The sequence below is a fragment of the Desulfonema magnum genome (assembly GCF_017377395.1).
Lineage (GTDB): Bacteria > Desulfobacterota > Desulfobacteria > Desulfobacterales > 4be13 > Desulfonema_C > Desulfonema_C magnum.
Genome location: NZ_CP061800.1, coordinates 7,394,477 through 7,420,000 on the forward strand (window position 1 = coordinate 7,394,477; position 25,524 = coordinate 7,420,000).

General features: G+C 43.4%; 13 protein-coding genes and 2 rRNA genes (1 of these 15 running past the window's edge). 12 read left to right on the top strand and 3 right to left on the bottom strand.

Annotated elements, in window-relative coordinates; translation table 11 throughout:
• The first annotated feature begins 425 nt into the window (after window positions 1–425).
• From dnm_RS28335 to dnm_RS28350, 4 genes are all read left to right on the top strand, one after another.
• A complete protein-coding gene (locus dnm_RS28335; protein ID WP_207680230.1) occupies window positions 426–10,076 on the top strand; it encodes a CHAT domain-containing protein in 9,651 nt (3,216 codons plus the stop codon).
• Window positions 10,077–10,444: 368 nt separating this feature from the next.
• Window positions 10,445–11,350 (top strand): hypothetical protein, encoded by a 906-nt coding sequence (locus dnm_RS28340; RefSeq protein ID WP_207680231.1) that lies wholly within the window; start codon window positions 10,445–10,447, stop codon window positions 11,348–11,350.
• Window positions 11,351–11,513: 163 nt separating this feature from the next.
• Entirely contained in the window at window positions 11,514–11,741 is a 228-nt protein-coding gene (locus dnm_RS28345; protein ID WP_207680232.1) for a hypothetical protein, read from the top strand.
• A 402-nt stretch (window positions 11,742–12,143) separates the two neighbouring features.
• Window positions 12,144–12,578, top strand: coding sequence for a DUF3465 domain-containing protein (locus tag dnm_RS28350; protein WP_207680233.1), 435 nt, complete (start codon window positions 12,144–12,146; stop codon window positions 12,576–12,578).
• Window positions 12,579–12,600: 22 nt separating this feature from the next.
• Here the strand turns inward: dnm_RS28350 and dnm_RS28355 are convergent, their stop codons facing one another.
• Window positions 12,601–13,152, bottom strand: coding sequence for a hypothetical protein (locus tag dnm_RS28355; RefSeq protein ID WP_207680234.1), 552 nt, complete (start codon window positions 13,150–13,152; stop codon window positions 12,601–12,603).
• A gap of 135 nt (window positions 13,153–13,287) precedes the next feature.
• On the opposite strand from dnm_RS28355, the gene dnm_RS28360 reads away from it, so the two are divergent.
• The 8 genes from dnm_RS28360 to dnm_RS28390 all read left to right on the top strand — a co-directional run bounded on the left by dnm_RS28360 (window position 13,288) and on the right by dnm_RS28390 (window position 21,860).
• Window positions 13,288–14,007 carry a substrate-binding periplasmic protein gene (locus dnm_RS28360; protein ID WP_207680235.1) on the top strand — a complete coding sequence of 240 codons (720 nt, stop codon included), beginning with the start codon at window positions 13,288–13,290 and terminating at the stop codon, window positions 14,005–14,007.
• 96 nt (window positions 14,008–14,103) lie between these two features.
• Window positions 14,104–15,609, top strand: a complete 1,506-nt coding sequence (locus dnm_RS28365; RefSeq protein WP_207680236.1) for a monovalent cation/H+ antiporter subunit D family protein — start codon at window positions 14,104–14,106, stop codon at window positions 15,607–15,609.
• 1 nt (window position 15,610) lies between these two features.
• Window positions 15,611–15,733 carry a hypothetical protein gene (locus dnm_RS31430; RefSeq protein WP_276571833.1) on the top strand — a complete coding sequence of 41 codons (123 nt, stop codon included), beginning with the start codon at window positions 15,611–15,613 and terminating at the stop codon, window positions 15,731–15,733.
• Window positions 15,734–16,120: 387 nt separating this feature from the next.
• Window positions 16,121–16,501, top strand: a complete 381-nt coding sequence (locus dnm_RS28370) for a hypothetical protein (protein WP_207680237.1) — start codon at window positions 16,121–16,123, stop codon at window positions 16,499–16,501.
• Window positions 16,502–16,707: 206 nt separating this feature from the next.
• Window positions 16,708–16,950 (top strand): hypothetical protein, encoded by a 243-nt coding sequence (locus tag dnm_RS28375; protein ID WP_207680238.1) that lies wholly within the window; start codon window positions 16,708–16,710, stop codon window positions 16,948–16,950.
• Window positions 16,943–18,730 (top strand): Na(+)/H(+) antiporter subunit D, encoded by a 1,788-nt coding sequence (locus dnm_RS28380; protein WP_246556131.1) that lies wholly within the window; start codon window positions 16,943–16,945, stop codon window positions 18,728–18,730. Before dnm_RS28375 ends, dnm_RS28380 begins: the two co-directional genes overlap by 8 nt.
• 459 nt (window positions 18,731–19,189) lie before the next feature.
• On the top strand, window positions 19,190–19,582 hold the full coding sequence (locus tag dnm_RS28385; protein ID WP_207680239.1) for a response regulator: 393 nt from the start codon (window positions 19,190–19,192) through the stop codon (window positions 19,580–19,582).
• A gap of 472 nt (window positions 19,583–20,054) precedes the next feature.
• Window positions 20,055–21,860, top strand: a complete 1,806-nt coding sequence (locus dnm_RS28390; RefSeq protein WP_207680240.1) for a COR domain-containing protein — start codon at window positions 20,055–20,057, stop codon at window positions 21,858–21,860.
• Between the two features lie 843 nt (window positions 21,861–22,703).
• On the opposite strand, the gene rrf is transcribed toward dnm_RS28390, so the two are convergent.
• Window positions 22,704–22,820 (bottom strand): 5S ribosomal RNA (gene rrf / locus dnm_RS28395).
• Window positions 22,821–22,892: 72 nt separating this feature from the next.
• Window positions 22,893–25,524, bottom strand: a 23S ribosomal RNA gene (locus dnm_RS28400); it runs 402 nt beyond the window's last position.

Sequence of the window (25,524 nt, forward strand, 5' to 3'; positions counted from 1 at the left end):
CTGTTTGTCTCTGTAAGACCGATATCCGGCGTGCAAGGCTGCGCCTTGTGAGTCTGTATTTCACTCGATAATCAAATTTTTTTTCTGTCATTCCTGCGAAAGCAGGAATCCACTGCTCCCGGAATCGCCGCATCTGCCAAAAACAGATTCCTGCTTTCGCAGGAATAACAAACTTTTTGTTCGAACCGGGTCAAAAAACTTGATCATCGGGTTTCAGTGTTCGCACAAGGCAGTGCTTGCACTTCTTACCGGACGCTCCGCATCGCAGGGAGCAACTCTTCAAAAAAATACTGATTATAACGGATTTAGGGGAGGGCCGACCAAGCCCTGTAAGGGCGGCATATTTGTAGCCGCTATCAGTGATGACCATGAAAATAAATCTGCACGGATGAGATTTTCCGTTTACAGAATTAAGAGAGGATAAAATGCCTATTCACATAACATGCGAAAACTGTGGGAAAAACATCAGAGCTTCTGAAAAATACGCAGGGAAACGGGTAAAATGCCCGGGATGCGGCTGCTCGCTGCATATTCCTTCTGAAAAACAGAATATTTCTTTTCCCGAACAAACCGGGGGAAAGAAAAAGCCTGGAAAAGCAGCCGCCACAGGTATCCGAGTGAACTGCCGAAATTGCGGAAAAAAGATCAATGCGCCGACAGAGTTCGCTGGCAAACGGGTGAAGTGCCCTTCCTGCAAGGCTTCGCTGTATATTCCTTTTGTTGGGAAGCAGGAGATCACAACCCCCCGAAAACCAGAGACCGAGCCGAAAAATGAAATTTCGCCTGTTGAAAATGCTGAAAAGGAAAAACTTGAGCAAACGGCCGAGCCTGTTCCCACAGATAAGAAAGACAGCGGAGCTGATTCGGATCAGGCGTTGCCGATCAGGAAAAAAGAGAGCGAGCTGGAAAATGAGATTCTGCCTGCTGCAAATATCGGGAAAGAAGAGTCGGAGCAAACGGTAAAATCTGTTCCCACAGATAAGAAAGACAGCAAGGCCGATTCGGATCAGGCGTTGCCGGTCAGGAAAAAAAGCAGAAGCGGAAAAAAGAGAAAACTGATCTTGGCGGCGGCACTGGTGTTTACGTTTGTTTTGTATTTTATAGCAAACAACCCCCTGGAAATACAGATTGTTGATAAGATTTTGGCAGAGGTGGCTCTGAAAGCTCCTGTTCCGGGATTTCGTAACATCATATTGAAAAAACTGAATAATCAGATGCTGGCTTATTTTATTCGGAAGACATCCGATTCGGATGCTCGCACAACAGCCTTGGAAAAAATAACCAACCAGAATTTGCTGGCTAGGATAGCAACGGATATGGACGGCCCTGATTCAAATGTTCGCAAAGCGGCCCTGGAAAAGCTCTCCGACCAGAATTTGCTGGCTGAGATAGCAACGGATATGAACGGCCCTGATTCGGACATTCGCAAGGCGGCTCTGGAAAAGCTCTCTGACCAGAAATTGCTGGCTGAGATAGCAACGGATATGGACGGCCCTGATTCAAATGTTCGCAAAGCGGCCCTGGAAAAGCTCTCCGACCAGAATTTGCTGGCTGAGATAGCAACGAATATGAACGGCCCTGATTCAAATATTCGCAAGGCGGCCCTGGAAAAGCTCTCCGACCAGAATTTGCTGGCTGAGATAGCAACGGATATGAACGGCCCTGATTCAAATATTCGCAAGGCGGCCCTGGAAAAGCTCTCCGACCAGAATTTGCTGGCTGAGATAGCAACGGATATGAACGGCCCTGATTCAAATGTTCGCAAGGCGGCCCTGGAAAAGCTCTCCGACCAGGATTTGCTGGCTAAGATAGCAACGAACATGAACGGCCCTGATTCAAATATTCGCAAGGCGGCCCTGAAAAAGCTCTCCGACCAGAATTTGCTGGCTGAAATGGCAACGAACGGCTCTGATGCCGACATTCGCAAAGCAGCTCTGGAAAAGCTGGCCACCATTGCTCAGAATGATTCTGATAAACAGGTACGGGTGGCGGCAGTCGAAAAATTGGAAAATCAGGAGATGTTAATCCGTCTTGCTCGGAACGCTTCTGACCAAGAAATACGCGTCAAAGCAGTGAAAAAAATAGATGATCAAAAAGCATTGGCTGTTCTGGCATTAAATTCTTATGTTTCAGATGTTCGTAAGGTGGCGGTAGAAAAGCTGACCGATCAAAAAGTTCTGGCTAAAGTAGCGAACGGGTCATCTTTATCTATTTGCAAGTCGGCTGTAAAAAAACTGACTGATCAAAATCTCTTATCTGAAACAGCGTTGAATAATGCGGCTTATCCGGATGTTCGTAAACTGGCAGCAGAAAAATTGAACGAACAGAAACTACTGTTACAAGTTGTTTTAAAAAGTAAGTGGGATATTGCCAGAATAGCTTTGGAAAAATTGTCTGACCAGAAAATACTATCCAATATAGCGGCAAAAGTCTCTTATGCGGATACCCGTAAGGAATTGATAAAAAAGCTGATTAATATAGGACAGGATTTTAATGATGGGGGGTCTCTGACGATTCAAACTGATCTGGCAGAGATAGCAGTGAATGAGGATTATTCCCCGGACACTCGGAAAGCCGCTGCAAAAAAACTGACCAACCAAAAGGTGATGCTTGATACGTTGCTGAACGCAGACCCTCCGAATCCTGACTTGATAATAGATAAATTGGCTGATAATAAAAAGTTCCTCGTGAATATTGCCCTGAATGCTTCCAATTTGGAGGTTCGGACAGCTGCTGCCACATCGCTGGCAGAGCGGAAACTTCTGTCTTTGGGTGATGAGGAATCGCTGATGATTCAAAGCGCCATGGCAGAGATAGCAACGAGTGAGGATTATTCCCCGGACACTCGGAAAGCCGCTGCAAAAACACTGACCAATCATAAGCTTATGCTGGATGTCCTGCTGAACGCGCAACCCTCGAATCCTGAATTGATACTGGATAAATTGGCAGATAATAAAAAGTTGCTCGGGGATATTGCCTTAAATGCTTCTGATCCCGAGGTTCGGAGAACTGCTACCGAATTCCTGACAGACCAGAAACTTTTGTCTGACATATTTTTAAATGCCTCTGATCCGGATATTCGTGATATAGCGTTTTATGGTCTGAAACTTGGGACGTTGAAATCAATCGCAATGAATGCTTCTTCTGAGCTTGTTGCCGAGAAGGTTTTGGAAAGGATAACTGATCAGGCTGTATTGGCTGAAATTGCACTGAAAGCCTCTGAACCGGGTGTGCGTGAGGCTGCTCTCGAATATCTGAATGATGACAACATATTAGCTAAAATTTTAAGCAATGACAGATCCCTGAATGTCCGCAGGGCCGCGGTCTTAAAAATGGATAATCAGCCACTTTTGGCTGAGATCGCATTGAAAAATTCTGATAAAGCGTTGCGTGAAGCAGCCGTTACAGCTTTGTGCGATGAAAAAATTCTAAGGGATTTTGCAAAGGGAAACAATTCATATCTCAGAAATTTGGCATTGAAAAGGCTGAATGGCCAGGCTGCATTGGCAGATAAGGCTTTGAATAGCCCCCTTGAAAAAGATCGCAGGAAGGCAGTGGAAAGATTATTTGATCAGAAGGCTCTGGCAGATGTGGCATTAAACGCTTCTGATCCGGATATTCGTAAAGCAGCAGCGGAAAAAGTGGATGACCAGAAAGTGCTGACAGATGTGGCATTAAACGCTTCTGATCCGGATATCCGCAAAGCAGCGGCGGAAAGGGTGGATGACCAGAAAGTGCTGGCCGCTGTTGCTCAGAACGATTCCGAGAAGGATGTCCGTGCGGCAGCACTCGGAAAATTAAAAGATCAGGACATGCTAATCCATCTCGCTCAGAACGCTGCTGAACGGAATGTCCGTATCGGGGCAGTGGAAAAGCTGACAGAGCCGGAAAGTCTGAGCCTTGTGGAAAAAAACACCTCGGATATATATGCACGGAAAACAGTTGCTCTGTGCAAACTGACCTGTCCCAAAGCCATTGCCGAGATCGCCTTGAATGAATCTTTGCCTGAAATACGTGCCGCAGCCGTGAAAAAGGTGGAAGATCAGAAAATATTGGCTAAGATCGCTCAAAATGACGCAGACAAAGATGTCCGTGCAGTGGCAGTGAAAAATATCGGAGATCAGAAAGTATTGGCTAATATCGCATTAAATGATGCAGATGAAGATGTTCGTACAGAGGCAGTGAAAAAACTGAGAGATCAGAAAATTCTGGCTGATGTTGTGATAAAAGGCAATTCTTATTCGGAAATCCAGAATGCTTCGGAAAAGCTGACAGATCCTGTATTTATGACAAACGCATTGTATTCATTGTCGGAGACTCAGAATGCCGCATTAAAAAAACTGAATGATCCGAAATGGATTGATTATGTTGTTGATATGTCTGTTAACATTTCTGCTTATGAGGCATGTGTCAAAAAATTAAAAAAACAGGGAGACCCCCGGGCTTCGCAAAGAAAATTTTTCAAGTTCCGAAGGAAGATGTGTGTGAAACTTGAAGGGCTGAATGAAAAAGTCCGTCAGCAGGTATTGGAAAGAATATCAAAAAATTTATCAGAAGAAAATCTTCAAATAGTGAAAAATCTGAGAGACCAGAAACTTCTGACATATATAGCTCTGAATGATTTTTCTGGTCGGTTTCAGAATAGTCGGTTTCAGAATGCAGCAGTGGAAAGGCTGACAAAGCTGGCAGATCAAAATGTTTTGACAAAAATTATTCAGAATGATTCTTCGGGATCACTTGCCAAGCTTTTTACCAAATATGCCAATGAAGAAGTGGTGAAAAAGCTGGCAGATGAAAAAATTCTCGCTGACATTGCTCGAAGTAATTCTGATTATGATATTCAAGAAGCAGCACTGAAGAAGCTTACAGACCAAAAAGTGATCGGTGAAATTGCGAAATATGATACTAATCTTCAAGAAGCGGCAGTGGAAAAGCTTACAGACCAAAAAATTCTCGCTGACATTTTGAAAAATGTTCATTATAAACATGTTATTGAAGCAGTATTGAAAAAGCTGAATGACCCAGAAATTTTAGCTGACATTGTGAAAAATGCTTCTCTTGACTGGATTCGACGCACAGCAATGAAAAAGCTGAATGACCCAAAAATTTTAGCTGATATTGCTCAAAGTGATTCGGATCCTTGGTTTAAAGAACTGGCATTGAAAAAGCTGACAGATCAAACGCTGTCAGAAGACATTGTTCAGAATCCTCATTATGAAAAAGCAGAATTATATAAAGAAATTCCTAAAAAGACAGCCAGCAAAACGACAGATAAAAACAATCCAGAATTTTTAGCTAATATTGCTTTGAAAAATGTTTATGGGTTTCTTCATTCTTTCAGCTTTAGCATTTTCAGGGGATTATCTGATGTACTGGATATGAGTGATCCAAGAATTTTGGCTGTTGTTGCCCAAAGCGCTCCTGAATCTATTCGCACAGTTGGAAATCTGACTGATCAAAAAATCTTAGCTGAAATTGCCCAAAATGATTCCGAATCTCAGCTTCGAGAAGCAGCAGTGGAAAAGTTGGCTGACCAAAAAGTCCTCGCTGACATTGCTCAAAATGATTCTTATCATCCGGTTCGTCAGGCGGCATTGGAAAAGCTGAATGACCAAAAAATTTTAGCTGTCATTGCTCAAAATAATTCTGATTATTGGGTTCGTATAGCAGCAGTGGAAAAACTGAATGACCAAAAAATTTTGGCTGATATTGCTCAAAGCGATTCTGAACATGAGGTTCGGGAAGCAGCAGTGAAAAAGCTGAATGACCAAAAAGTTTTGGCTGATATTGCTCAAAACGATTCTTTTTTTTATGTTCGTAAGGCAGCAGTGAAAAAGCTGAATGACCAAAAAATTTTAACTGATATTGCTCAAAAGGATTCTGATAATGAGGTTCGTAAAGTAGCAGTGAAAAAGCTGAACAACCCAAAAATTTTAACTGATATTGCTCAAAACGATTCTGATGATCAGGTTCGAGAAGCAGCAGTGGAAAAGCTGAATGACCAAAAAGTTTTGGCTGATATTGCTCAAAACGATTCTTTTTTTTATGTTCGTAAGACAGCAGTGAAAAAGCTGAATGACCCCAAAATTTTGGCTGCTATTGCTCAAAATGATTCTGAATATCTGGTTCGTGAAGCAGCGGTGGAAAAGATTCTATCTGATATTGCTCGAAATGATTATGATATTCATATTCGAGAAGCAACAATGGAAAAGCTGAATGACCCAAAAATTTTAGTTAATATTGCTGAATGTAATTCTGATTATGGGATTCGTAAAGTAGCAGTGAAAAGTCTGAATGACCCAAAAATTTTGGCTGCCATTGCTCAAAATGATTTTGAATATCCGGTTCGTTATTTTGATTCTCAGGTTCGTCAAGCAGCAGTGGAAAAGCTGAATGACCAAAAAATTTTAGCTGTCATTGCTCAAAATGATTCTGATTATGGGATTCGTAAAGTAGCAGTGAAAAAGCTGAACAACCCAAAAATTTTAACTGATATTGCTCAAAACGATTCTAATGATCAGGTTCGAGAAGCAGCAGTGGAAAAGCTGAATGACCAAAAAAATTTAGCTGGCATTGCTCAAAATGATTCTGATAAGGTTCGTAAAGTAGAAGTGGAAAAGCTGAATGATCAAAAAATTCTTGCTGTCATTGCCCAAGATGATTCTGATAATGAGGTTCGTAAGGCAGCAGTGGAAAAGCTGAATGATCAAAAAATTCTTGCTGTCATTGCCCAAGATGATTCTGATAATGAGGTCCGTAAGGCAGCAGTGGAAAAGCTGAATGATCAAAAAATTCTTGCTGTCATTGCCCAAGATGATTCTGATAATGAGGTTCGTAAGGCAGCACTGGAAAGGCTGAATGACCCAAAAATCTTAGCTGTCATTGCTCAAAGGGATTCTGATAAAGAGGTTCGTAAGGCAGCAGTGGAAAGGCTGAATGACCCAAAAATCTTAGCTGTCATTGCTCAAAGGGATTCTGATAATGAGATTCGTAAAGCAGCCATGGGAAAGCTGAAAGCAATGGTGGAAAAGCTGACAGACCAAAAAGTTTTAGCTGATATTGCTCAAAATGCCTCTGATGAAGATATCCAAATAAAAGCGATAAAAAACCTGACTGACCAAAAAATCTTGGCTACCATTGCTCAAAAGGATTCTGATTTTCGAATTCGTCAAGCAGCAGTGAAAAACTTGGCTGACCCAAAAATTTTAGCTGTCATTGCTCAAGATGATTCTGATAATGAGGTTCGTCAAGCAGCAGTGGAAAAGCTGGCTGACCAAAAAATTTTAGCTGTCATTGCTCAAAATGATTCTGATTATCAGATTCGAGAAGCAGCAGTGAAAAACTTGGCTGACCAAAAAATATTAGCTGTCATTGCTCAAAATGATTCTGATAATGAGGTTCGTAAGGCAGCAGTGGAAAAGCTGAATGATCAAAAAATTCTTGCTGTCATTGCTCAAAATGATTCTTCTTATTGGGTTCGTCAAGCAGCAATGAAAAACTTGACTGACCAAAAAATCTTAACTGTCATTGCTCAGAATAATTCTGATTATCAGATTCGAGAAGCAGCAGTGAAAAACTTGGCTGACCAAAAAATATTAGCTGTCATTGCTCAAAATGATTCTTCTTATCGGGTTCGTCAAGCAGCAGCGGAAAAGCTGAATGACCAAAAAATATTAGCCGATATAGCTCAAAATGCCCCTTCTGAATATGTCCGAATAGGAGCAATAAAGAAGCTGACGGACCAAAAAGTTTTAGCTGATATTGCTCAGCATACTTCTCATTATGGGGTTCTTGAAGCAGCTCTGAATAATATAACAGACCAAAAGCTTTTAGTTCAGATTGCTCAGAATCCTTCCAAAGCTCTCAGCGGAGTAACTTGCAGTTCAGTAATAAGCAGGCTGATCGAGCTAATACGAGAAGTGAAAAGAAAAGAACAAACCGAAGATTTCATTTCCTACATTGAAACGCTTCTGATGTTAAGTGAAATTGCTTCTGATAGTACCGTAAGAATTACAATATTTATGAATATTGATCTCTTTGAAGTGATTGGAAAAATTGAGGATTATGCCAAAGCAGAATCTCTGATGAAAAAAACTCTCAGCATTGCAGAAAGGGCGAAATCTCTTGAAGCGCTGGCTCCGGATCTCAGAAGAATGGGGCTGTTTTATGTGAGGTCGGAAAAGTTCGGCAAGGCCCTTGACTTTTTTGACAGAGCCTTGAAAGCAGACAACATGCTCATTGACCGGGTATTGGGAACCGCTTCCGAAGAAGGAAAAATCAAATACATAACGTCCCAGAAAGGAGGACTCTATTTTTTTCTCAGTCTCGTCAGCCAGTATCTCAGCCAGGATTCATCAGCAGCGGCAAAAGCCTTTGATCACTGGCTCAGAAGAAAGGGGATTATTCTGGAGGCCCATAAGGTGTTTCAGGAAGCTTCCGTCTATACAGAAAATCCCAGGGCAGAGAAAATATTTCAGGAACTTTCCCAGACCAGAAAGCAGCTCTCAGAACTTGTTTTCAAAGGGGGGAAAAATGAGAATAAAAAAAGCTACAACAAAAAAGTCTCGGACTTGGAGGAGAAGAAAAAAAAGCTGGAAACGAAACTGAGCCGGACAAGCCAGCCTTTTGCTTTGAAACAGAAGATGTCAAACGCTGATTGCGGAAAGGTGGCCGCGGCGCTTCCCGAAGATACCGCACTGATTGAGATTGTTCTGGCTCCGACATTTGATTTCAAAGCCATGCCCGAAGATCAGAGGATTCTGTTTCCGTTTCATTTTCGCGGGCGGGAAAAAGAACAATACGAATGGGATCCTCCGCATTATCTGGCATTTGTGCTTCATGCCGGCAAAGGGGACAATATAGCGATGATTGATCTCGGAGATGCAACAGCCATAGACAAGGCCATTGCCGGATACAAAAAGCTGATCAGCCTGAAAAGAATGGGAAGGATGACGGAAAAATATGCCCGAAATGCTTATGATCTGGTCTTTTCCCCTTTGAAAAAAGAACTCGGAGATGTAAAAAATATTTTTATTTCTCCGGACGGCAATCTGAGTCTGATTCCCTTTGAAGTGTTTCAGAAACCAGATGAAAAATTTCTCATCGAAAATTACACTTTCACCTATCTGACATCGGGAAAGGATATCCTCGCATTCGGTGAGAGCGGAGAAAAGGGCGGCAAGTCACTGATCTTCGGAGACCCTGATTTTAATCTGACAGCTCAGGAAAAGGCTTCCGCCATAAAGGCGCTGGCACTGAATCAGACCGGCAACAACAATGCCCTCTTTGTCCGATCTTCCGATATGAGAGACTTTAAGTTCAAAAAACTGCCGGAAACAAAAGCTGAGGCTCAGGCTGTTTATAACCTTCTGGGCAAAAAAAATGCGGAACTCTACACAGACAAAGCCGCACTTGAAGAAGTTCTGTTTCAGAAAAATACCCCGAAAATTCTGCACGTTGCAACCCACGGCTTTTTTTTGGATGACCACAAAATTATTGATGAAAAATTTATCAGAGAAATACAAGTGATGAGAAGAAAGCAATTTCAAGAGCAAGTATTTTTTGGTCGTTTCTTCCCTTCCTCACCCCCGTCAGAACAAACACCGTCAGTATCCCTGAGAAGAAAAATGGCCCAACTCAAAAATCCCCTCCTCCGTTCCGGTATTGCCCTTGCCGGTGCCAACACCGCACTGAAATCTGAAACCTCTGACAACAGTGATGGTCTTGTCACCGCGGAAAAGATACTCGGTCTGAAGCTCAGAGGCACGGACATGGTGGTGCTTTCGGCCTGCGAAACCGGTCTGGGAGATGTGCGGGCCGGGGAAGGCGTCTATGGTCTCCGGCGGGCATTCACCCAGGCCGGCGCAAGGAGCCTGGTCATGAGCCTGTGGTCTGTTCCGGATAAGGAAACTCAGGAACTTATGACCGAATTCTACAAAAACATCATTTCCGGCAAAATGAACAGAAATCAGGCCCTCCGACACGCCGCACTGAAACAGATGGAGGTTGTGAGGAAACGATACGGCGGGGCAAATCCGCTGTTCTGGGGGGCATTTGTGTTTATGGGAGAGTCGTGATCTCTCGCAATCAGTTATGATCTACACGGATTAGTGATAAGCAGGGATTAAAAAACAGCTATTGGGAAAATCCTTGCTTATCCCTAATCCATGTAGATAATACGCTGGTAATCCTGAAAATTCTTTAATCAGGAAAATCAGGGGTCGGACAAGGGAGCATCAGGTTCGGACCAGGATTTAATGGCTGAAACTCGATCCTCAAGTTTTTTTTCTGTCATTCCTGCGAAAGCAGGAATCCACTGTCTCCGGATTCGTAAAATCTGCGAAAAACGGATTCCTGCTTTCGCAGGAATGACAGGCATTTTGTTCGATCCGGGTCAAAAAGTTGATTATCGAGTGAAACGCCATAAATTAAAAACGGAGGAATAATGAAAAAATTTGCAGTGACCGTAACAGGTTCCATTCTTATGATTTTTATCAGCAGCATGATCTGTTCTGCCAAAGACGCGGCAATGGTCGTTGATCTTAAAAAAGGCAGGGCATATTATGAGACAGGAGACAGACAGGCCAGGGAAGTTATGCTCCTGGATTTCTTGAAAACAGGGGATAAGATCAGGCTGGAACCCGATACTGTCCTGGTTCTGAACTATTTTCTCCCGGGCGTGCGGGAGGAAATCTCCGGTCCTGGAAAAATTACGCTCGGAACCGACGCCAGTGAAAAAGAAGGAGACGTCAAGATCATCGCCTCAAAAACAGACTATCTCCTCCCAAAAACCTTGCTGGGCAGAGAAGATGTTCAGCAGAGCGGTGCTGTGGTGCTTCGGGGAGATGAGCAGTCGCACAATATTGTCATTCTCAGGCTGGCCGACACAGCAGTGCGTTCCTCACAGATTTTGTTCCGATGGCAACCTGTGAAGGGGGCTGGGAATTACATGCTCAAAATTTACGACACCTTGGGAAGCTGCTGCTTTCAGACAACGGCTAAAGAGAATCGTCTCAGCTATGACAAATCAGACCTGAAACCTGATGAACTCTATTCGTGGAAGGTTTCCGCAACTGCGAACGGGAAAACATCCGAGGGAGGCGGAGCGTTTTTTATCTTGGATCAAAAAACACTGGATAAAGTCATCCGGGCCGAGAAAAAAATCAGGAGCGAATGTCCGAAAGATTCTGACGAGCTGCTGACCCGGCTGGCCGTCATATACCGATATTATGAATTAAATGACAATGCCGCGGATATGCTGAGAGAACTGCATCGGCGGTATCCCCGGAATGGGAATATTCAAGGGTGGTTGCAAAAGGTGGACCCGGTTTATGCACAAAAAAAGCAGTAACATAATTTCTGATCATAACACATTTCACTCGATAATCAGGTTGTTTTGATCCGAAAAACTTACGAAAGCAGGGATTCGTTTTTGGCCGATGCATCGCTTCCGGGAACAGCGGATTCCTGCTTTCGCAGAAATGACATAAAAACTTTCTGATGGAACAGATCAGATGAACATAGCTGTAAACGATATGGACAAAGTGAGTCAGCAAAATGCGGCCAATGCAGAGGAATCAGCTTCCGTGTCCAAAGAACTGAAGGAGCAAGCCGAACAAATGAAATCGCTTGTGAAAAAACTGACAGTGATTATTGGCGGAAAAAGGATCAGCGGACGTGGGCAGCTTTTACAGGAATCCCAGGGAAATCCGAGGATAAGACATTTATTTCCCGATGACTGACGGGATCTGTGAGCCTGATCAGATCAGAGCCATTCCGCGGGATATACTGGTGATCTTTATGAGCGGATACTTCCCTTCGACAAGCTCAGGGAACGGCATAATATTAGTATGTAGTTACGATTTTCTTTATCCTCTTCTGAAAATATTTTACAATAGCAATCTGTTATGTTATAGTCCCTGTCATTTGATATCCAAAATTCTTCTCTTACTCCGTAATTGCTTATTTTTCAATACGTTAAAAACTATGGCAGATATCTCGTGTCCCAAATCCGAATATGCTTCGATAGTTACCACATTGATTCAATCTATTACAGAATTTAGTTTTGCTGTGTTTCCGTCCTCGTGCTGATGAGCCTGCTCATCATTTGATTAAATCCTTTTGACACAGGAGTTTAGGAAGACGTGAAAAAATTATTCATTATTATTGCAATCGGTTTTGTTTTGTATGGATTCTGCAGTGAGAATCTGTGTTTTGCTGATCAGCCTGCTTTGCAAAACAGTGCGGCAGACCTGCTGATAAAAAATGCTTTTAACAACAAACAAAGTGACTTACAGGTTAAAGGGGTTGGCAAAGTCATCAAAATTCTTCCCGATGATCTGAAGGGCAGCCGACATCAGAGATTTATCATCAGGCTGGCTTGGGGACAGACACTGTTAATCGCACATAACATTGACATTGCTCCCAAAATAAACGCTCTCAGAAAAGGGGATAAAGTGGAATTTTATGGTGAATACGAGTGGAGCAAAAAAGGGGGAGTTATTCACTGGACGCATCATGATCCCAAAGGGCGTCATGAAAACGGCTGGTTAAAACACGAAGGGACCCTGTACAGATAGGCGCACAAAAAAATTCATCAGATCAAAAATCCTTTCCGGAGTGCAAAAATAGAGCGAAGCGGTTTTTTGCTTCTTCTCCGGCGTGCAAAAACAGAGCGAAGCGGTTTTTTGCATAAATCTTCTTCGGAGTGCAAAAATAGAGCGAAGCGGTTTTTTGCATAAATCTTTTCCGGAGTGCAAAAATAAAGCGAAGCGATTTTTTGCATAAATCTTTTCCGGAGTGCAAAAATAAAGCGAAGCGATTTTTTGCATAAATCTTTTCCGGAGTGCAAAAATAAAGCGAAGCGATTTTTTGCATAAATCTTTTCCGGAGTGCAAAAATAAAGCGAAGCGATTTTTTGCATAAATCTTTTCCGGAGTGCAAAAATAGAGCGAAGCGATTTTTTGCATAAATCTTTTCCGGAGTGCAAAAATAAAGCGAAGCGATTTTTTGCATAAATCTTTTCCGGAGTGCAAAAATAAAGCGAAGCGATTTTTTGCATAAATCTTTTCCGGAGTGCAAAAATAGAGCGAAGCGGTTTTTTGCATAAATCTTTTCCGGAGTGCAAAAATAGAGCGAAGCGATTTTTTGCATAAAAACTCAAATCAGCAATCTTTTCCGGAGTGCAAAAAGACAGTTGCAATATCACTTTCCATCATCGGTATGCACTTTGTTGGTATTTTTGACAAATATCGTTCAGTTCGTCGTACCGGACAGATAACATGAAATATGAAACAGACATTATTTTTTTTATCCATAGTGAGTGTGTTTTTGACGGTAAGGCCCCTTGTTGCGAGTGAACCATTGATATTCTCAACCTTTCAAAGTGCTTCTGTGGCAGATGATCTGAGTGAGGCGGTTCTTAGAGAAGCTTATAAACGGATCGGGTTGCAGATTGTCGTAAAGAAATTTCCAGCCAAAAGAGCCTTATTAATGGCAAACAACGGCAGAACAGACGGAGAGCTATTCCGAATTATCGGCACGGAGAAACATTGTCCCAATTTAATCAGGATTCCGGTACCGATTATTTTTTTCAAAGGCTCTGTGTTTACTAAAAATACGGACTTCCCCGTGAAAGGCTGGGACAGTCTCAAGCCTTATAAGATCGGGATCGTCAGGGGAATTCAGTTTTCAGATGCCCCTACAAAGCAAATGAAGCGTTATGATTTTAATCTTATTGAAGAACTTTTTAAGTCACTGGACAAAGGGCTTATTGATATTGCCCTTTATGCCCATTTGGACGGATTGGTATTCATTAAAAATCACTTCAAAGGCAGCGGCATGAGAGTTTTGGAACCTCCGTTAGTTGAACTGCCATTATACAATTATTTGCATAAAAAGCATAAAAAGCTTGTTCCTAAAATCACTTCAGTTTTGCAGAAAATGGAACAGGAAGGCATGATTCAAAAAATAGTTCAGGAGACCGAGGCAAAAATTCTTCAGAAATAAAAGCGGCCGGGGATAGTTGTTTTTCATAACGAACGGATATCTAAAACTATTTTATCATGGAGGGGGAGAAGATAAGGAATTCATTATTAAATCATTATGGACACAATTTTTTCTATAAGACCGTTTATTGCTGTTCTGATTTCGCTGTTCGTTGTTCCCTTTATTATTTTAAGCGGAAAAAAACCGAACTTACGTGAAGGCTGGACCTTTGCGGCAGCCATCTCCAAATTTCTGATCATTGCCTCGATGGTTCCTGTGATTCTTCACGGAGCAGAAATCGAATACACCATTGCAAAAGTGCTTCCCGGGCTTGCTGTTAAATTCAGGGTGGACGCGTTCGGGATACTCTTTGCGCTGGTTTCCTCCTCACTCTGGATTGTCACATCTGCCTATTCCGTGGGATATATGAGAGGGCTGAAAGAACACAGCCAGACACGCTATTTCTGTTTTTTTGCACTTTCTCTGTCCGCGACTGTGGGCGTGGCATTTTCAGCAAATCTGCTCACGCTTTATCTGTTTTACGAAATGCTCTCCTTTGCCACTTATCCCCTGGTAACGCATCATCAGGATATGGAAGCACGAAGTTCGGGGCGGAAATATCTTTTGTATATTGTCGGCTCCTCAATCGGATTTGTCCTTCCTGCTATGTTGGTCACATATTACATGACCGGCGATCTTGAATTTGCCAACCAGGGATTTATGACAGGACACGGAACACCCGCGATAAATCTGATTCTCCTGCTCCTTTTCCTGTTCGGATTTGCCAAAGCCGGGATTATGCCGTTTCATTCCTGGCTGCCTGCCGCAATGGTAGCGCCCACGCCTGTGAGCGCCCTCCTACATGCGGTTGCGGTGGTTAAGGTCGGTGCGTTCTGCGTATTCCGCGTTATTACCGGCGTATTCGGGACAGAATGTCTTTCAAAAACAATCACCACGGGATTGCCCATACATCTGAACACGCTGATCTGTGTTATTGCATCATTCACCATTATTACGGCGTCTCTGATCGCGCTTTCCCAGGACGGTCTGAAACGACGGCTTGCTTTTTCCACCATCGGACAACTCTCTTATATTGTTCTCGGTGCGGCCCTTCTTTCTCCAAAAGGACTGACAGGCGGGATGCTGCATATTGCCATGCATGCTTTTGGCAAGATTACCCTGTTTTTCTGTGCAGGGGCCATTTTTGTCACCACCGGAATAAAAAACATCAGCGAGATGGTGGGCATCGGAAAAAAAATGCCCATCACCATGACCGCGTTTTTCATCGGATCATTAAGCGTCATTGGTCTTCCGCCGTGCGGCGGTTTTATCAGCAAATGGTATCTGGTTTTGGGAACGCTTGAGGCGGATCAGTGGGTAATGCTGGCGGTGCTGCTTTCAAGCTCTTTTCTGAACGCGGCATATTTTCTGCCCATTGTTTACAAAGCCTTTTTTTGCACGCCGGAAGCGTCCATGTTTGAAAACAAAATCGGAGAAGCGCCGCCCTGGTGTCTGATTCCGCTGAAGATTACAGCACTTGTTTCAATTATACTGTTCTTTTATCCCCAGCCGTTTTTAAGACTGGCCCGGGTGGCTGTTCAGGGAATTACAGGAGGATTCTGATATGGAAGATGAAGAAAAAATGGAGCTGAGTCATGAACCAGTTCCGGGATATCGGACGGTTTTTTATATTGCCATGGCCGTGGCAGTGGCTTATCTGGGGTTTATTTTTATTCGATGCCTTTAGGAGCAGGCCGTCTGAAAATATCACTTTTCGCTGTTTTTTTGCCTGATGATGTTTCTCCCCCTCCGACAGGCTCGCCGCAGGACGTTCCCCTTCGGCAGGCTCAGGGAACGTCCTGCGGCGAGGCACAAAAAGCGGACAGATAGGGGCTAATACTGTTGACTCAGGCGTAAGCGGATATTTCGGTGTTCTCTCCGGAGTGCGAAAAATGCTTTTTCGCAGGCGCAAAAATATAATTTTTGCACTCCGGATCCGTTCGTAACTGCCTAAGTCAACAGCATTGACTTTAGGGACAGGGAGAGACTGCCATTCATTTAAGGGAGGCAATTCTGTATTTGTCCCGGAGGGACAGGAAAGTAAAACTTCACATCGTAACGAAAAGGAGATAACATGAAACGAATCGCTGTTACAGTTGTTTTGTTTGTAAGTGTCATGCTGTTTGTTTCCTCTGCAAACGCATTTTTCCCCAGAGGAAGAATTAACGAGAATTATTCTTATGATAATCTGACGCTGGAGAGAATTGAAAAGGGAAGGAATAAGGGAAAATGCTACCTCCGGGGAACCATAACCAATGAGACAGATAAACGAAGAGAAGATGTGAAAATTACGTTCTACGCCATGACCATTGTTGACAAAACTCTTTGGAGAGCCATTGTGAAAATAGACCTGATTGACCGATACGGAACTTTTGATTTCAGAGTGAAAATAAGAGGATGTAAGGAAGAAGAGCCGTATAAATGGGAGTTCAAGGTGAAAGATCGGAATAAATAAAAGCCCTGACTCGGATAAACCGAAAATAACAAATTACAAGCACCAAATTCCAATATACAAAGACCAAATTCCGGTCATTGTAATTTGTCCTTTGGATATTGTGATTTATCTGTTGCCAGCTTTTATTTTCTGAAAGAAAAAACACGAATTTCAGGATTAAGCTGCTGACACCTGACACTCCCACATAAAATTTAGGAAATCTTCAAATGAGAAAAGAACTGAAAATATTTGACAAACCGGAAAATATAAAAAGGCTTCTGCGAATTTTTTACGCCTCTCTGTTCGCCCTCCTGATTGCTGATTTTTTTATCCATAAACACGCTGAATTTACCTGGGAAGCGGATCCCTGGTTTTTTGCCGCTTTTGGCTTTGTTTCGTGTGTGGTAGTCATTTTCACTGCCAAACTTCTGAGAGTTTTTACAAAGAGAGACGAAAAATATTATGATTAGCTATTTGCTAAATATGGGCTTTCCCCCGGGTCTGATTTTCATTATCGGTGCGCTCTTTATCCCGCTCTTAAAGGGAAAAATCAAATCTGCGTTCATGCTTTTACTCCCATTGGTGGCATTTGTCATTCTGGTCAGTGTTCCTGATGGCAGCCATTGGACCTTCAGACTTCTGAATTACGATCTGGTACTGGGGCAGGTGGATCGGTTAAGCCGGGTTTTTGGCTATATTTTCATCCTGATATCATTTATCGCCATCATTTTTGCGCTAAAAGCGGAGGATGATTTACAGCATGTTGCAGGATTTATTTATGCAGGAAGCGCGTTAGGTGTCACGTTTGCAGGCGATCTCTTTTCCCTCTATATCTTCTGGGAAATTATGGCTGTGGCCTCCACTTTCCTGATTTTGGCCCGGCGCACAGTGGCATCACAAGCCGCGGCCTTTCGTTATATCCTGGTTCATATCGTTGGCGGATTATTTCTGCTTGCGGGAATCATCCTGTATATTCACAACTCCGGTTCCCTGACATTCGGATTCATAGGACTCAGCAGCATGGGTTCGTGGCTGATTTTCATCGGCATTGCGGTGAACGCGGCCATCCCGCCGCTCCATCCCTGGCTGAAAGACGCATATCCCGAAGCCACCGCGACCGGGGCGGTTTTTTTAAGTGCCTTTACCACCAAGAGCGCGGTCTATGTTATGGCAAGAACCTTTCCGGGAACAGAGCTGCTCATCTGGCTCGGGGCTTTTATGACCATCATCCCTGTGTTTTACGCGGAAATCGAAAATGATATCCGCCGGGTTCTGGGATACAGTCTGGTGAATCAGGTCGGTTTTATGATGTGCGGCGTGGGAATCGGAACCCAGTTGGCGATTAACGGAACGGTTTCCCACGCGTTTTGCCATATTCTTTACAAAGCCTTATTGTTTATGGCAGCCGGTTCTGTCCTGCATGTCACGGGGAAAATTAAATGCACCCAGATCGGCGGGCTGTACAAGACCATGCCGCTGACCTGTTTATTCTGCCTGATCGGAGCTGCGTCTATTTCCGCGTTTCCTTTGTTCAGCGGTTTTGTGAGCAAATCCATGATTATCAGCGCGGCGGGTCATCATCATCTGGTGGCTGTCTGGCTCATGCTGCAATTTGCCTCCGCAGGAGTTATTGCCCATGCGGGAATCAAAGTGCCTTATTTTACATTTTTCGGTCATGATTCCGGTATCCGGGCAAAAGAACCGCCGCTGAATATGCTGATTGCCATGGGAATGGCCGCGTTTCTGTGTGTTTTTTTAGGTGTATATCCTCAGCCTTTGTATGATATTCTTCCCTATCCGGTGGAATATGTCCCCTATACAGGCGCGCATGTTGTGGGCCAGTTACAATTGCTGATGTTCGGCATTCTGGCTTTTTACTTGCTTCTCCGGTCCGGTTATTATCCCGCGGAAATTCGGGCCATCAATCTGGATACGGACTGGTTCTATCGGAAAGGCGCAAGACATTTCTTTAATTTAACAGATAAGGGGTTTAACGGAATAAATCGCTTTTGTGACAAGGTACTTGCCCGTAACCTGAGCGCCTCACTGGGCAGGTTTTCAAAAAATGCGCCTGCCAGACTCACGCTTCTTTTTATTATCCCCGCGTGTTTTCTCACTGGTAAGAAAGAAAATGAGCGGGCTGTTCTGAAAAAAAATGTTTATGCTGCCTTTGAAACCGCTTCCACTTCATTGGGAATCAGTGCGGCCGCGGCAATGTTGTTTATTGTTATGCTTGTTCTGATTAAATAAATAAGTACTTGGACAAAAATTTTTTGGAATTTTTATCCGGAGTGCGAAAATAAAATTGGCAGTCCTGCAAAGATAGCGATGAATCCCGTTCAGTTCCCCGAACATCAGGATACAGAATCTTATTCATCACTATTTGTGCGGGACTGCCAATTTTCTATTCTCCGGCTGTGCTTATATTCCATTGACTTTTCCCTCTGGTTTATGAAATAAACAAGATAAAGGGCTATGGTCATCCCCTCCTCAGGTCCCCGCAGACCGACCGGACTCCCGAAGTTTCCAGAACTTCAGATGTCTTCAAGTATATTATTTTTTTAACCTAAATGTAAAAAACCACATTTTTTGCATGTACCAATTAAAACAGATGGGGAAATCAGACATCCTTTATATATGAGTTAGGGAAAACCGACTGATTTATTTTCCTAATTCGTGAATACGCCTTGGTTTTAAGGAAATCATTTTATGAGCGAAAAAGAAATTCTGGTCGTAGATGATGACATAATTATCCGACATATGTTCGAAGAAGCCTTTGAGAAGGCCGGTTATCATATTCAATCAGCGGAAAGTGCGGAAACAGCGCTGACCATCTTGAAAGAAAAACATTTCCGGGTTATGTTTTTAGATTTAAAACTGCCAGGAATGAGCGGCATCGAATTGTGCAGACAGATTAAAAAAGACAAGCCATACACCATTATCTACGCAATAACAGCGTATGCCTCGATTTTTGAACTTTCTGATTGTCTGGATGCCGGATTTGACGATTATTTCACCAAGCCGGTAAAATTGGAAATCCTTTTAAAAGCAGCTCAGAACGCGTTTGCCAAAACAGATCAATGGAAACAAAAGACAGAATAAAACAAGAAAATATTATGGTGTCAGGTATCGGATGCAAATTTTTGTCTGATGAGGGATTCGGCATCAATGTAATTGAAAAGCTAAAAAACAGTATGACTTTCCGGATAAGATTTCTATTGCAGATAGCGGTGTACCGGGATTAAACCTTCCGGGGATTATCAGCAGTGAAGCTTGATCATCTCTATTGTTATTGATGCTGTGACTTCGATCATCAAATTTTTTTTGGTCATTCCTGCGAAAGCAGGAAAGATGCGAACACGGGTTCAGTTGAATGGGAACAATATTAAAAACAGGTAGTTATCAAAATATGCAAAAAAAATGATAACCATCGGTCTTCAAACGGAATACGGGCTGATTTTCCTAAAAAATCCCATTGAACTGAACCATCGTCCAAGAGGTTCAATCTGCTGAAATTATCTGTTTACGAACGGTTTCTGACAAGTAAATTTTTAATATTTTTTATCAAAAAAAGATGACCCGGAAGAAATTATTAGAAATCATCAGCAAAGCGGAAAAAGAAAAATCTGTTGAACTTGATTTGTCTGAACGCGGTATAACACAACTGCCAGGAGAAATAGCAAGACTCAGACATCTCACTCAGCTTTATTTAAGTGCCAATCAGCTCAGAGAACTGCCTAAAGAAATCTTTCAGCTCAAAAAGCTCACAATTCTTTATTTAAATTCCAATCAGCTCAGAAAACTGCCCGGAGAAATTGTCCAATTAAAAAACCTTACCATTCTTGATTTAAGTTCCAATCAGATCAGAGAACTGCCCAGGGAAATTGTTCAGTTAAAAAATCTCACCATACTTTATCTGAGTTCAAACCAAATTACCCGGCTGCCCACGGAAATTGTTCATCTGAAAAAGCTGAAAGTTCTTGATATGGATCACAATCCCCTTACATTTCCGCCTATGGAAATCATGGATCAGGGGTTATCCTCTGTCACGGATTATTTGAAAAAATCAGACAAAGGCGGACAGATTCTTTATGAGGCAAAGCTGATGATTGTGGGTCAGGGAGGTGTCGGCAAGACCTGTCTGACAGAACGTCTGATCATGGATAATTATTCGGAACACCAGACTACCGAGGGTATCAAAATTCAGTCCTGGGAACTGACAGCCCCGGATGAACTGAAAACCCGAATGATGCTGAATGTTTGGGATTTCGGAGGGCAGGAAATCTACCATTCCACCCACCAGTTTTTCCTTACCCGGCATTCTCTTTATATCTTGGTCTGGGACGCGTGTCAGGAAGATGAGCATAACAGTATTGCTAACTGGCTGAATATTATAGAAACATTTGCCGAAGACAGCCCGGTTCTGATTGTGATGAACAAATCCGATGAACGGGCCAAAGATTTGAATTTCAAGGAGTTAAAACAACGTTATCCCCAGATTATTGCATCAGCGAAAGCCAGTGCAAAAAGCGGTACTGGTATTGATGGCCTTCGGGAACTTATCCGTAATCAGGCTTATGAACTGCCTCTGATGGGAACATTCTGGCCTTCCTCGTGGCTGAACATACGAAATGCCTTGAAAGATGTGTCAAGAGATCACGTACCTTATGAAAAATATCTGCATCTCTGTAAAAAATCCGGAATAGAAGAAAATGAGGCAGGAACTTTAAGCCGCTATCTTCACAATTTGGGAATTATTTTACATTTTCAGAATGATCCCCTTTTAAAAAATACCATTATTCTTAAACCGGAATGGGGAACAGACGCGGTTTATAAAGTTCTGGACGCACAAGCAGTTCAGAAAAAAAACGGGATGCTGTATGATAATGAGCTGGCAGAAATATGGACAGATCAGGATTTATACCCGCCGGACAAATATGCGACCATTCTGCGACTGATGACAAATTTTGAACTGGCGTTTCCTTTCAGCGAGGGCAATCGTCACATTATCACAGAATTTTTACCCCCCGTGGAAGTCAGTTACTATTGGAATCCGCAAGATTTTCTTCAATTTGAGTATCATTATAATTTCCTGCCTGCCGGTGTGATGACCCGTCTGATTGTGCGGATGTATGAATTTCTGATCATCCATAATGGCAAACCGCTCTGCTGGCGTAAGGGGGCTTATTTTAAATACCAAGGGAATGAGGCCAGAGTCAGCATCACACCCCGGACCAAAATTGTGACAATCCAGATTCACGGGGATACAAAACAGGATTTTCTGGCGGTGATTCGTTCTCATTTTGCAGCGATTCACAAAACCATCAAAAAAATTCGTTTTAAAAAAAAAAATTCCCTGTATCTGTTCTCCCGGGTGTGAACACCGCTTTGATTACGATGTTCTGTCAGAATTCGAAAAAAAAAACAAACTAACCGTTACCTGTGAAAAATCTATTGAGGATGTAAATGTGACAAGTCTGTTGGATAAGATAGAAAAAACGGAAATCCGACAAAAAAGAATCCGAGAAAGAATGAAAAATAAATATCCCATTGAAGCGCAGTCATCTGATTTGAAATCTCCGCCTAAAAAATGGTATCATAAAATTTTTCCAACCAACTGGTAGCTGACAGCTAATTACTAAAAATTGAAAATTGAAAATTGAGAAACGCCGTTCCCCTTTTCATGTTTTATCATGAGCATCGGATATAACTGTTTATAAATTAAGCAATAACATATCATTTGGAAGGAACAAAGGAACAAGAAAAAACATAAAATTTTTCTGCGGAGACCTTGCTAAAAAAAACCGTCACTTGCTCATCTCATTGATAAATCCATTATAATCAGGAAAAAATCGGCATCTTTCATTTGACAGTTTACACTCTGCTGTAAAACAATTTGCAAAATTGTTTTACAGCCCGGAAAAAAGTGTAAACTATTTTTCAGCTTTTGTGAAGGATGCCCAAATCGGCATCTTTCATTTGACAGTTTACACTCTGCTGTAAAACAATTTTGCAAATTGTTTTACAACCCGGAAAAAGTGTAAACTACTTTTGAGCTTTTGTGAAGGATGCCAACAAATCTGTAATTTTTTTCGCTACAAAAATTTTGTGTCATCTTCTTATATGAAATCCTTGCGGAGAGAGGGCAGGCAGTTTTAAAAAATTCTCTACAAAATAAAAAAACCCGGATTCATTAAATGAATCCGGGTTTTATATAAAGAATTCTCGGCGGTGTCCTACTCTCCCACATAGCTGCCCATGCAGTACCATCGGCGCAAAAGAGCTTAACTTCCGTGTTCGGGATGGGAACGGGTGTTTCCTCTTTGCCATTACCACCGAGAAAATATTCTCAATATTTAATTTAAATCGGATATACGCACATAAAAACGCTCAAAATATTTGTGTCAAAATTGTGGCCAAGCCTCACGACCGATTAGTACCGGTAAGCTGAATTCATCACTGAACTTACACATCCGGCCTATCAACCTTGTAGTCTTCAAGGGGTCTTTAGTCTGCATGTTTCCATACAGAAGGGATATCTAATCTTGAGGTTGGTTTCCCGCTTAGATGCTTTCAGCGGTTATCCGTGCCGAACTTAGCTACCCAGCAATGCCGCTGGCGCGACAACTGGAACACCATTGGTTCGTCCATTCCGGTCCTCTCGTACTAGGAACAGCTCCTCTCAAATATCCTGCGCCCACGAAAGATAGGGACCAAACTGTCTCACGACGTTTTAAACCCAGCTCACGTACCACTTTAATCGGCGAACAGCCGAACCCTTGGGACCTGCTCCAGCCCCAGGATGTGATGAGCCGACATCGAGGTGCCAAACCGCCCCGTCGATGTGAACTCTTGGGGGCGATAAGCCTGTTATCCCCGGCGTACCTTTTATCCGTTGAGCGACGGCCCTTCCATTCAGAACCGCCGGATCACTAAGACCTACTTTCGTACCTGCTCGAAATGTCTCTCTCGCAGTCAAGCTCCCTTGTGCCTTTACACTCCACGACTGGTTTCCAATCAGCCTGAGGGAACCTTCGCGCACCTCCGTTACTCTTTGGGAGGTGACCGCCCCAGTCAAACTACCCGCCAGACACTGTCTTTCGCCCGGATAACGGGTCGAAATTAGAACTCTAAAATAGCAAGGGTGGTATTTCAAGGGTGGCTCCGCCGAAACTGGCGTTCCGGTTTCATAGCCTCCCACCTATCCTACACATACTATTCCAAAATCCAATGTCAAGCTGTAGTAAAGGTGCCGGGGTCTTTCCGTCTTTTCGCGGGTAGACGGTATCTTCACCGCCAATACAATTTCACTGAGTCCCTGGTTGAGACAGTGCGGAAGTCGTTACGCCATTCGTGCAGGTCGGAACTTACCCGACAAGGAATTTCGCTACCTTAGGACCGTTATAGTTACGGCCGCCGTTTACCGGGGCTTCGGTTCAAAGCTTCGCCTTGCGGCTAACAAATCCCCTTAACCTTCCGGCACCGGGCAGGCGTCAGACCCTATACATCGTCTTGCGACTTAGCAGAGTCCTATGTTTTTAGTAAACAGTCGCTACCGCCATTTCTCTGCGGCCTCCTTCAGCTCCGCACGCGAAGTGCTTCACCTAATAAAGGCACACCTTCTCCCTAAGTTACGGTGTCATTTTGCCGAGTTCCTTAACCAGGGTTCTCTCAAGCGCCTTGGGATTCTCTCCCCACCTACCTGTGTCGGTTTGCGGTACGATCACCTGATTATCTTGCTAGAGGCTTTTCTTGGCAGTATGGGATCAGTCAGTTTATGAGACAAAGTCTCTCCTTATCACTTCTCGGCATTAACGAGCGGACGGATTTACCTCTTCCACTCAGCCTACAAGCTTAAACCACCTAATCCAACAGGTGGATGACCTGCCCTTCTGCGTCCCCCCATCACTCCCGCCCCGAATGGGACATTGATAATCCGGTGGTACAGGAATATTAACCTGTTTGCCATCGCCTACGCCTTTCGGCCTCGGCTTAGGGATCGACTAACCCTGAGAAGATTAGCTTTACTCAGGAAACCTTAGGTTTTCGGCGAGCGTGTTTTTCACACGCTTTATCGTTACTCATGTCAGCATGGTCTCTTCTGTCCAGTCCAATCTTCCTTTCGGTAAACCTTCAACCCGAACAGAATGCTCCCCTACCGATCTTCCGAAGAAGATCTCGCAGCTTCGGTAATGTGCTTGAGCCCCGTTACATTTTCGGCGCAGACTCACTCGACCAGTGAGCTGTTACGCTTTCTTTAAAGGATGGCTGCTTCTAAGCCAACCTCCTGGTTGTCTGTGCATTTCCACATCCTTTCCCACTTAGCACATATTTAGGGACCTTAGCTGGCGATCTGGGCTGTTTCCCTCTCGACCACGGAACTTAGCTCCCGTAGTCTGACTCCTGCAATAAAAGTTAGCGGTATTCGGAGTTTGGTTAGGTTTGGTAATCTGGTAGGACCCCTAGCCCATCCAGTGCTCTACCCCCGCTACTTAATTTGCAAGGCTATACCTAAATATATTTCGGGGAGAACCAGCTATTTCCAAGTTTGTTTGGCCTTTCACCCCTATCCACAGCTCATCCGAGTAGTTTTCAACCTACAACGGTTCGGGCCTTCACGCCATTTTACTGGCGCTTCACCCTGGCCATGGATAGATCACTTGGTTTCGGGTCTGCTCCACGCAACTCAGTCGCCCTGTTCAGACTCGCTTTCGCTACGGCTACACCTAACGGCTTAACCTTGCTGCGTAAAACAACTCGCTGACTCATTATGCAAAAGGCACGCAGTCACACTGAATATTGCCGAAACAATATCCATAGTGCTCCCACTGCTTGTAAGCAAACGGTTTCAGGTACTATTTCACTCTCCTCACCGGAGTACTTTTCACCTTTCCCTCACGGTACTGGTTCACTATCGGTCGTCAAGTAGTATTTAGCCTTAGGAGATGGTCCTCCCGAATTCCCACAGGGTTCCTCGTGTCCCGCGGTACTTGGGAATCTGACCCAGGAAGACTGATCCATTTCACTTACAGGGCTATCACCTT

Excerpts from the sequence above, each read along its gene's own strand:
- dnm_RS28370 (WP_207680237.1), top strand. The coding sequence starts at position 16,121 with ATGAAACGAATCGCTGTTACAGTTGTTTTGTTTGTAAGTGTCATGCTG.
- dnm_RS28340 (WP_207680231.1), top strand. The coding sequence starts at position 10,445 with ATGAAAAAATTTGCAGTGACCGTAACAGGTTCCATTCTTATGATTTTT.
- dnm_RS28385 (WP_207680239.1), top strand. The coding sequence starts at position 19,190 with ATGAGCGAAAAAGAAATTCTGGTCGTAGATGATGACATAATTATCCGA.
- dnm_RS28335 (WP_207680230.1), top strand. The coding sequence starts at position 426 with ATGCCTATTCACATAACATGCGAAAACTGTGGGAAAAACATCAGAGCT.
- dnm_RS28365 (WP_207680236.1), top strand. The coding sequence starts at position 14,104 with ATGGACACAATTTTTTCTATAAGACCGTTTATTGCTGTTCTGATTTCG.
- dnm_RS28345 (WP_207680232.1), top strand. The coding sequence starts at position 11,514 with ATGAACATAGCTGTAAACGATATGGACAAAGTGAGTCAGCAAAATGCG.
- dnm_RS31430 (WP_276571833.1), top strand. The coding sequence starts at position 15,611 with ATGGAAGATGAAGAAAAAATGGAGCTGAGTCATGAACCAGTTCCGGGA.
- dnm_RS28355 (WP_207680234.1), bottom strand. The coding sequence starts at position 13,152 with ATGCAAAAAATCGCTTCGCTCTATTTTTGCACTCCGGAAAAGATTTAT.
- dnm_RS28375 (WP_207680238.1), top strand. The coding sequence starts at position 16,708 with ATGAGAAAAGAACTGAAAATATTTGACAAACCGGAAAATATAAAAAGG.
- dnm_RS28390 (WP_207680240.1), top strand. The coding sequence starts at position 20,055 with ATGACCCGGAAGAAATTATTAGAAATCATCAGCAAAGCGGAAAAAGAA.
- dnm_RS28360 (WP_207680235.1), top strand. The coding sequence starts at position 13,288 with ATGAAACAGACATTATTTTTTTTATCCATAGTGAGTGTGTTTTTGACG.
- dnm_RS28380 (WP_246556131.1), top strand. The coding sequence starts at position 16,943 with ATGATTAGCTATTTGCTAAATATGGGCTTTCCCCCGGGTCTGATTTTC.